Below are 9,557 nucleotides of genomic sequence, written 5' to 3' on the forward strand. Positions count from 1 at the left end.
AGATCATGATGCTGCGCCGGTTCCAGCAGGCGGGCCACAAGCCCATCGTGCTGATGGGCGGCGGCACGACCAAGGTCGGCGATCCCACCGGCAAGGACACGTCGCGCCCGCAGCTCACCGAAGGCGACATCGCCGCCAACATCGCCTCGATCCGCACGGTGTTCGAGAAATTCCTCACGTTCGGCGAGGGGCCCACCGACGCGCTTTTGATCGACAACGACGAATGGCTGTCGAAGTTCGGTTACGTCCAGTTCCTGCGCGACTACGGCGTCCATTTCACCATCAACCGCATGCTGGCGTTCGACAGCGTCAAGGCGAGGCTCGACCGCGAGCAGCCGATGACCTTCCTCGAGTTCAACTACATGCTGATGCAGTCGGTGGACTTCCTGGAGCTGGAGCGCCGCTACGGCTGCCTCCTGCAGATGGGCGGCTCCGACCAGTGGGGCAACATCGTCAACGGCGTGGAGCTGATCCGCCGGGTGGACCAGAAGCCCGCCTTTGGCCTGACCACGCCGCTGCTCTCCACCGCGTCCGGCCAGAAGATGGGCAAGACCGTGGGCGGGGCCGTGTGGCTGAACGCCGACCTGCGCAGCCCCTACGACTACTGGCAGTTCTGGCGCAACACCGAGGACGCTGACGTGGGCCGGTTCATGCGCCTGTTCACCGACCTGCCGCTGGACGAGATCGCCCGGCTGGAGGCCCTGCCGGGGGCCGAGATCAACGAGGCCAAGAAGGTGCTGGCCAACGCGGCCACCACGCTGCTGCACGGGGCTGAGGCCGCGGACGCCGCCGCGGGGGCGGCTCAGGCGGCGTTCGTCGACGGCAAGCTGTCGGACGACCTGCCCACCCACGAGCTACCGGCGGCGGAGCTGGTGGCCGGGATCGTGCTGGCGGCGCTGGCGGCCGACGTCGGACTGGCGGGCTCACGCGGCGAGGCGCGCCGGTTGGCCCAGGGCGGCGGCCTGCGGGTCAACGACCACGCCGAGACCGACGCCAACCGCACGCTCACCCCAGACGATCTGGTCGAGGGCGTTATCAAGCTGGCGGCGGGCAAGAAAAAGATCGTCCTGGTGCGGCCGGTTTAGAATGGAGAGCCAAATGACCGATCTGACCGAGGGCGCCCGGGCGCCGGACTTTACGCTCGAAGGAGCCGACGGCCCCCTGCGGCTGGCGGACTTCGCCGGCATGACCCTGGTGCTCTATTTCTACCCCAAGGACGACACCACGGGCTGCGCCAAGGAGGCGCAGGACTTCACCAGCCTCGCCGGCGACTTCGCCAAGGCGGGCGCGAGCGTGCTCGGCGTTTCCAAGGACAGCGTGAAGTCGCACGGCAAGTTCGCCGCCAAGTACGATCTGGGTGTGACCCTGGGCTCCGATCCGGCCGGCGCCGTGGTGGAGGCCTATGGCGCCTGGGTGGAAAAAAGCATGTACGGCCGCAAGTACATGGGCATCGACCGCTCCAGCTTCCTGATCCGCGACGGGGCGATCGCGCGGATGTGGCGCAAGGTGAAGGTGCCGGGGCACGCCCAGGACGTGCTGAAGGCCGTCCAGGCGCTCTGATCCTACGCGGCGCAGCGTCGCACGCGGCCGGCGCGCCAACCGGGCCCTGTTGCACCAACGCCGCGAAGCTTTGACCATGATCGCCCAGGGCGAACGGCATTCTGGACGAATCTGTGAACGCCGTTCAGCTTTCATTTACCGAAGCTCGCGAACAGTGGGAACGGTTCGGACTGCGCCCGATGCGGCGCAAAGCGCCTTGCGCGCTTCGGAAATCTCATTGCATATCGCCGAATTCTCACGGGGTCGGGGACCCAGCGAAAAGCATGACACGCGTGGCGCGCCTTCGCCGTTCGCTCGTAGAGCTGTTTCCCGAGCGGCACCTCTATGTGCGCTCCGGCGGCCAGATGAAGGCCTTCATGCTGTCCACCTCCAAGCAGATGGCCGCCGCCAGCGTGGTGGCCGGCGCGGCGCTGTGGATGGGCGTCTGCACCGCGGCCATGCTGGTCAATCTGCTCTCCGCCTCCTCCGCCGACCGCGAGATCGCCCACATCAAGGCCCAGTCCGAGCGCTATGTGGCCGACCGCCAGGCTCGCCTCGACAGCGCAATCGCCCAGCTCAACGCCGCCAGCGGCTCCGGCGAGAACGTCGCCCACACCGTGGAAAAGCGCCACGCGGCGCTGGCCCTGCTGCTCACCGACATGCGCGGCGCGCCTGGCGCCGCCGAGGCGCTGACCCCGTCGATCAACCGCGCCCTGACCACCCAGGCGACAAATCCGCAACGCCGGGTCGAGCTGGTGCGGATCAGCCAGGAACAACTGCTGGACGCCGCCGACACCTTTGCCAAGAGCCGCGCCGACCGGGTTCGCCTGGCCTTCCGCATGGCCGGCCTGACCCCCAGCGCCTACCTGCCGCGCGGCGGGGCCCTGGGCGGCCCGCTGATCGAGTCCAAGGACCCGCGGGCCCTGGCCGCCGTGCTGGACGTGGACGAGGACTTCGCCCAGCGGGTGCAGCGCGCCGCCACCGATGTCTCCGAGGCCCGGGCCCTGTCGGACGCGGCGCTGGACATGCCCTTCGCGCGGCCTACCGCCAACACCTCGCAGAGCAGCGGCTTCGGCGTGCGCCGCGACCCGTTCACCCGCCGCCCGGCTTTCCACTCCGGCCTCGACTTCAGCGGCGTCGTCTCCACCCCGATCCAGGCCACCGGCCCGGGGATCGTGGCCTTCACTGGCATCCGGTCAGGCTACGGCAAGACCATTGAGATCGACCACGGCCGCGGCCTGAAGACCCGCTACGCCCACCTGCAGAGCATCGGCGTGCGTCCGGGGCAGCGCGTGGCAGTCGGCCAGCGCCTGGGCGGCATGGGCTCCACCGGCCGCTCCACGGGCACCCACCTGCACTACGAGGTCTGGGTCAATGGCCGCGCCCAGAACCCCATCCGTTTCCTGAGAGCCGGTGAGTATGTTCTCCAAGCCGAGTAAGGACCCGTTGCGGTCGGAGCGTACCGACGCCGCCCAGCCCGGGCGCAAGCCGATGGTCGCCTCCCTGATCGCCGAAAACGTCACCCTGAACGGTGACCTGGCCAGCGACGGCGACGTCCACCTGGACGGAGTACTCGTCGGCGACCTTCGGGTCGGCCGCCTGACCCTGGGCGAGAGCGCCATGGTCGAGGGCGCCATCGAGGCCGAGAGCGTCGAAATCCGCGGGCGGGTGACCGGCTCGATCACCGCGCGGCAGATTCGCCTGTGCGCCAGCGCCCGGGTGAACGGCGACATGACGCATGCGGAGCTGGCGATCGAGGCCGGCGCCCACTTCGAGGGCCGCAGCCTGAAGTTCGAGGCCCTGGAAACCGCCGAGCCCCTGGCGCTCACCGCCAGCACGGTCCAGGAGCTCTAGCTAGGCGCCCTCCGCGGCGTCGCGGGTCACGCCGACCCGCTGGGCCAGCGAGGCGCCCATGAAGGCGTCCAGGTCACCGTCCAGCACCCCTTGCGTGTCGGAGGTCTCCACCTCGGTGCGCAGGTCCTTGACCATCTGATAGGGCTGCAGGACGTAGGACCGGATCTGGTGGCCCCAGCCGATGTCGGTCTTCTGGTCCTCTAGCGCCTGCTGCGCCGCCTCACGCTTCTGCAGCTCCAGTTCGTAGAGCCGGGCGCGCAGCATCTTCCAGGCTTCGTCGCGGTTCTGATGCTGAGAGCGGCCCGCCTGGCAGGCCACCGCCACGCCGGTGGGGATGTGGGTCAGGCGGACGGCGGAATCGGTCTTGTTGATGTGTTGACCGCCGGCCCCGGAGGCCCGGTAGGTGTCGGTGCGCACGTCGGACGGATTGATGTCGATTTCGATGGTGTCGTCGACCACCGGATAGACCCATACCGAAGCGAAGCTGGTGTGCCGCTTGGCGGCGGAATCGAACGGCGAGATGCGCACCAGCCGGTGCACGCCGGCCTCGGTCTTCAGCCAGCCATAGGCGTTGGCGCCCTTGATCTGCAGAGTGACCGACTTGACGCCCGCCTGCTCACCGGAGGTCTCTTCAAGGAAGTCGACGCTCATGCCGTGCGCCTGGGCCCAACGCGAGTACATGCGCAGCAGCATGCCAGCCCAGTCGTTGGATTCCGTGCCCCCGGCGCCGGAGTTGATCTCCATGAAGGCGTCGTTGCCGTCAGCTTCGCCGGAGAGCAACGCCTCGAGCTCGGCGCGGCCGGCCCGATCCTTCAAGCCCTTGAGCTGGGCGCGGGCCTCCTCGAGGGAGGCCTCGTCACCCTCCTCGTCGGCCATCTCGGCGTAACCGATGGCGTCGCCCAGATCGCGCTCCAGGGCGCGCACGGCGTCCACCTGGCTGGCCAGGCGGGTGCGCTCGCGCATCAGGGCCTGGGCGGCGGTGGCGTTGTCCCACAGGGTCGGGTCCTCAACCCGGGCGTTCAGCTCATCGAGCTTGCGAAGCGCAGGGTCCCAGTCAAAGACGCCTCCTGAGCAGTTCGATCGACTGCTCGATGTCGGCCTTGGCGGCCTCGACATCCGCTCTCATGGGAAAGCTCCGTTGATGTAAGGGCGCGGCAGATAGCCCGCGGGTGGGCTCAGTACAAGCCGGTGACGTCTTCCGCCTTCTTGGCGGGCGGCGGCGGCGGCGGCGCGGGCGGCGCGGAGGCGCCAGTCAACTGCCCACCCTGCCAGACCTGATTGTAGGGCTGCGGGCCTGAGCGCACGGGCCCGGCGGCGCCCATCGGCGCGGTGGCCACCCGGGGCTCCGTGCCCGGACGGAAGGCCTCGCGGATGCCGCGCACCATGGCGAACTTGGCGTTGGCCGGGGGCATGAACTCCTCCGGCTCGGTTCCCTTGATGGCTTCCTGCATGAATTCGATGAAGATCGGCACGGCGGCGACGCTGCCGGTCTCGTTGTCGCCCAGACTGCGGTTGTCGTCGAAGCCGATGAACACGCCGACCACGATCTGCGGGGTGAAGCCCATGAACCAGGCCGAGCGATAGTCGTTGGTGGTGCCGGTCTTGCCGCCCACCGGACGGCCCAGCACCAGGGCCTGGGTGGCGGTGCCGCGCTGCACGACCCCCTGCAGCATCGATGAGATCTGATAGGCGGTGACCGGATCCATCACCTGGGCCCCGGTTTGGCCGATGCGCGGGCTCTCCGCGCCGCTGAAGCCGGCCTCGCACCGGTCGCAGTCGCGCCGGTCGGCCCGGAAGATGGTCTTGCCGTTGCGGTCCTGCACCAGCTCAATCAGGTGCGGCTCGACCTTGCGTCCGCCGTTGACGAAGGAGGCGTAGGCGCCGGTCAGCTTGAACACCGTGGTCTCGCCGGAGCCCAGGGCCATGGCCAGGACCTTGTCCATCTTCTTCATGACGCCCAGCCGCTCGGCCATCTCGCTGATCTTGGTCATGCCGACGCCCTGGGCCAGGCGCACGGTCATGGTGTTGCGCGAGAGTTCCAGCCCCCGCCGAAGGGCCAGGGCGCCATAATATTTGCGGTTGTAGTTCTCCGGAGACCAGGCGACGCCGCCGGCGCCAGGCAGGGTGATGGGCGAGTCCAGCACCACGCTGGCCGGGGTGTAGCCGTTCTCCAGGGCGGTGGCGTAGATCAACGGCTTGATGGCCGAGCCGGGCTGGCGCTCCGCCTGGGTGGCGCGGTTGAAGCTGGAGAGCGAGAAGGAATAGCCGCCGACCATGGCTAGCACCCGGCCGGAGCCGGGCTCCATGGCCACCAGGGCGCCGTTCACGGCGGGCACCTGCTTGAGGCGGAAGCCCTGGCCGGCCTCGTCGGGAGTCACGAAGATCAGGTCGCCTGAGCCGATGCCCTTGCCGGCCCGGGCCCACGCCACGTCGGAACTGGCCAGGGCGCCATTGACCCCTTCGATGGTGCGGACCTGCACGGCGCCGCCGGCCACCCCAGTCACCACGGCGGGGCGCCAGGTGCGGCGTTCGGCCGGGCGGGACTTCTTCTTGGCGATGTCTTCCCAACCCGTGAGCGTGGTCACGTTGCCCCACGCGCCGCGCCAGCCGTGCCGGCGGTCGTAGGCCTCCAGCCCGTTCATCAGCGCGGTCCGCGCAGCGCTCTGCATGCGCGGGTCCAGGGTGGTGCGCATGTAGTAACCGCCCTCATTGAGGCGCTGGCCCAGGGTGGCGAGGCCCCGGCGGCGGACCTCCTCCACGAAATAGTCGGCGTCGCGGTACTTGGCTCGGGTCGGCTCTGGCTGGACCACCAGGTCCTCGCGCTTGGCGGCCTCGGCTTCGGCGCGGCTCACCCAGCCCAGATCCGCCATCTGGTCGATCACCCAGTTGCGGCGGGCGATGCCCTGGGCCTTGCGGCGGATCGGGTGGTAGTTGTCCGGCCCCTTCGGCACGGCGGCCAGGTAGGCGCTCTCGGCCAGGGTCAGGTCGCTGATCGATTTGCCGAAGTAGTTGTAGGCCGCGGCCCCGACCCCGAACGAGCGATAGCCCAGCCAGATCTCGTTCAGATACAGCTCGAGGATCCGCTCCTTGTTGAGGGTCTGCTCCAGGCGGCCAGCGAGGATGGCCTCCTTGAGCTTGCGCCCCAGCGTCGCGTCGTTGGTCAGCAGGATGTTTTTGGCCACCTGCTGGGTGATCGTCGAGCCACCCTCCAGCCGGCGGCCCTGGATGGTGTTGATGACGTTCTTGATCATGGCCCGGCTAAGGCCGCCCACGTCGACGCCGCCGTGCTTGAAGAAGTTGTGATCCTCGGCCGCCAGGAACGCCTGGGCGGTCTGCGCCGGGATGGCGTCATAGGGCACGTAGATGCGGCGCTCGCGGGAGAATTCGCCGATCAGGGTGCCATCCCAGCCATAGGCGCGGGTGGCGGTGGGCGGGTGGTAGTCCACCAGGTCGCCCGCGTCGGGCATGTCGTGGAACAGCCAGGCGGCATAGATGGCCGTGGCGAAGCCCGCCAGCGCAATGAGGCTCAGCACGGCGACGCCGGCGACCGCGACCCATCGTTCGGGGGGATTCAAGTTCCGCTGGCCTCCAGGGGGCGTCCCGCACCCTTCAGCCGTCGTCTAGCCTGTGTCGGAGCGGGCGCCAACGGCCCGACCGCTTGCCCGCGTCAGCGCGCCGCAAGCCGGACGGACTGGGCGAAGTAGGCGTCGATGGCGTCGCCCACCGCCCCGATCAGCCGCCCTCGCCGGGCGGGATCGCGCAGCAGGGCCTCGTCCTCGGGGTTGGAGACAAAGCCCATCTCCAGCAGCACGGCCGGCACGTCGGGGGCCAGCAGCACCATGAAGCCGGCGTCGCGGTGGCTGCGGCGCAGCAGGGGCGCCTTGCCCTCGATGTTGGAAACCAGGGTCTGGGCGAACATCGCCGAGCGGTTGCGGGTGGCCCGCTGGGTCAGGTCGAAGAGGATGTCGCTGACGCCGCGGTCGCCGGCCAGGCTGGCTTTCTGAAACCAGTCGGCCTTGCTGACGAACTGGGCGGCGCGGCTGGACGCCGCCTTGTCGGAGAGGGTGTAGACGCTGGCCCCGCGCAGGTCGGGCTCCGGGCCCGAATCCGCGTGCAGCGAGATGAACAGGTCGGCGTCGGCGCGTTGCGCGATCCGCACCCGGCTCTCCAGGGGCACGTAGATGTCGGTGTCCCGGGTCATCACCACCGTGTAGCGGCCGGTGCGCTCCAGCCGGGTCTTTAGCGCCTGGGCGGCGGCCAGGTTGACGTCCTTCTCGAAACCCTGGGCCCCGCGGGCGCCGATGTCGCGGCCGCCATGGCCGGCGTCGATCACCACGGTCTTCTTGAGCGAGAGCGGCGGCGCCTTGGCCGGCAGGAACTGGGTGCGCAGGCGCGCCACGGGCGACGGCGGCGCGGCGGCCTTGACGAAGGTCACGCCCTCGGCGGCGACCACGTCGATCACATAGCGATAGTGCGCCACCCCGTCGGCCGGCGGCAGTAGGAAGCGGCGCTTCACGGTGGCGTTGGCGGCCAGGTCGATTTGCAGGCGGGCGCCGCCGGCGGTCTGTTCCACCATCCAGGAGGTTACCAGCCCCTGCCCCGCGCCCTGCAGGGCCTGGGCCGAGACGCCCGGCAGCATCAGAATCACCCGGCGGTCCAGCGCTCCGTCGGCGATCACCTTGCCGGACACCGCCCGGTCGAGATCGATGACGATGCGGGCCTGGGCGGCGTCGCCCCCCATCCGCACCTTGAGGATGTCGGCGGTGGCGACGGCGGCGTGGGAGACGGCGAACATCGCCATGCCGCAGACGGCGGCGCCGGCCACGGCCCATGCGCGGCCGCGGTCTCCTGCCATCGCCCGACGAAGACGCCCCAACATCAACAAAAGCCCCAGAACCCGCACGGATTGGCGATCCGCGCTCGCAACAGCCATATACAGCCCCTCGCCGTAGCCAAACGGTTAATGACCTCTTTCCGGCGGCGCGTTGTCGCGTTCGGCTTTCCTTTTAGGCTCCAGTGTTGCAATGTCCGCCCCGCGCGACTTCAGCCGCGCCTGCCGCGAAGCAGGCTTGTGCGTCACGCGAACCAAAAGCCGGCGTCGGCTTCATCCGAAACTTCGGTGACGACGCATCATCCGTTCCGCGCCATGTGGCGCGTCTAGGAACACACCCCGATGGGCTGCGCAGCTCACGCCAATATCCGGCCCAAGGCCGCCCGAGACGCCGCATTCGGCGTCTGCCCGGGCGACGCGCGCGTCCGTCCCCCACACCGGCAGCGCAGGAGCCTCTGGCCCGCCGCGCGCCGCGGAGATTTTTCTGATGTCCAAGAATATGTTGATCGACGCCGCCCACGCGGAAGAGACGCGTGTGGTCGTCGTCGACGGAACCCGCGTTGAAGAGTTCGATTTCGAAAGCTCCAACCGCAAGCAGCTCAGGGGCAATATCTATCTCGCCAAGGTGACGCGCGTTGAGCCGTCGCTGCAGGCGGCCTTCATTGAGTACGGCGGCAATCGCCACGGCTTCCTGGCGTTCGACGAAATCCACCCCGACTACTACCAGATCCCGCTGGCCGACCGCGAAGCGCTGATGCGCGAGGAAGCCGAGGACGAGGACGACCACCACGAGCCCCGCGGCCGCCGTTCCGCCGCCGCCTCCGAGCCTGGATCGGACGACGAGGACGACGCCGACGAGGCCGGATCCGAGGACGAGGACGACGTCATGGAGGAAGAAGTCGCCCGGCGTCGCCGGCGGCTGATGCGCAAGTACAAGATCCAGGAAGTGATCCGCCGCCGGCAGATCATGCTGGTGCAGGTGGTCAAGGAAGAGCGCGGCAACAAGGGCGCGGCGCTCACCACCTACCTCTCCCTGGCCGGCCGCTATGGCGTCCTGATGCCCAACACGGCGCGCGGGGGCGGCATCTCGCGCAAGATCACCACCATCACCGACCGCAAGCGCCTGAAGGGCGTGGTCCAGAGCCTGGACGTGCCGCAGGGCATGGGCCTGATCGTGCGCACCGCCGGCGCCAAGCGCACCAAGGCCGAGCTGAAGCGCGACTACGACTATCTGCTGCGGCTGTGGGAGAACATCCGCGAGAAGACTCTGCATTCGATCGCGCCGGCGCTGATCTACGAGGAAGAGGACCTCGTGAAGCGGGCGATCCGCGAC

8 protein-coding genes are annotated in these 9,557 nt (G+C 69.0%); 5 read left to right on the top strand and 3 right to left on the bottom strand.

Going from position 1 to position 9,557, the window contains the following annotated elements; translation table 11 throughout:
- From tyrS to ACLL81_RS10430, 4 genes are all read left to right on the top strand, one after another.
- Positions 1–1,085, top strand: a 1,085-nt coding sequence (gene tyrS / locus ACLL81_RS10415) for a tyrosine--tRNA ligase (protein ID WP_411288274.1), incomplete at its 5' end; no start/stop codon positions are given.
- A 13-nt stretch (positions 1,086–1,098) separates the two neighbouring features.
- Positions 1,099–1,560 carry a peroxiredoxin gene (locus ACLL81_RS10420; RefSeq protein ID WP_411288275.1) on the top strand — a complete coding sequence of 154 codons (462 nt, stop codon included), beginning with the start codon at positions 1,099–1,101 and terminating at the stop codon, positions 1,558–1,560.
- 263 nt (positions 1,561–1,823) lie between these two features.
- A complete protein-coding gene (locus ACLL81_RS10425) occupies positions 1,824–2,978 on the top strand; it encodes a M23 family metallopeptidase (RefSeq protein WP_411288276.1) in 1,155 nt (384 codons plus the stop codon).
- Positions 2,959–3,393, top strand: coding sequence for a bactofilin family protein (locus ACLL81_RS10430; RefSeq protein WP_411288277.1), 435 nt, complete (start codon positions 2,959–2,961; stop codon positions 3,391–3,393). The genes ACLL81_RS10425 and ACLL81_RS10430 overlap by 20 nt, the downstream gene beginning before the upstream one ends.
- Here the strand turns inward: ACLL81_RS10430 and prfB are convergent.
- From prfB to ACLL81_RS10445, 3 genes are all read right to left on the bottom strand, one after another.
- A protein-coding gene (gene prfB / locus ACLL81_RS10435; protein WP_411288279.1) for a peptide chain release factor 2 occupies positions 3,394–4,519 on the bottom strand; the annotation gives its coding sequence in 2 pieces (ribosomal slippage) (positions 3,394–4,449 and positions 4,451–4,519; 1,125 coding nt in all). It abuts the gene before it with no gap.
- Between the two features lie 49 nt (positions 4,520–4,568).
- Entirely contained in the window at positions 4,569–6,926 is a 2,358-nt protein-coding gene (locus ACLL81_RS10440) for a penicillin-binding protein 1A (protein WP_411288280.1), read from the bottom strand.
- A 134-nt stretch (positions 6,927–7,060) separates the two neighbouring features.
- Positions 7,061–8,248: an N-acetylmuramoyl-L-alanine amidase family protein gene (locus tag ACLL81_RS10445; RefSeq protein ID WP_411288281.1), complete on the bottom strand. Its 1,188-nt coding sequence runs from the start codon at positions 8,246–8,248 to the stop codon at positions 7,061–7,063.
- Positions 8,249–8,711: 463 nt separating this feature from the next.
- Between ACLL81_RS10445 and ACLL81_RS10450 the strand changes: the two genes are divergently transcribed.
- Positions 8,712–9,557: ribonuclease E/G (locus ACLL81_RS10450; protein ID WP_411288282.1), on the top strand; the 846-nt coding region annotated here is incomplete at its 3' end.

Source organism: Phenylobacterium sp., from assembly GCF_046590535.1.
GTDB lineage: Bacteria > Pseudomonadota > Alphaproteobacteria > Caulobacterales > Caulobacteraceae > Phenylobacterium.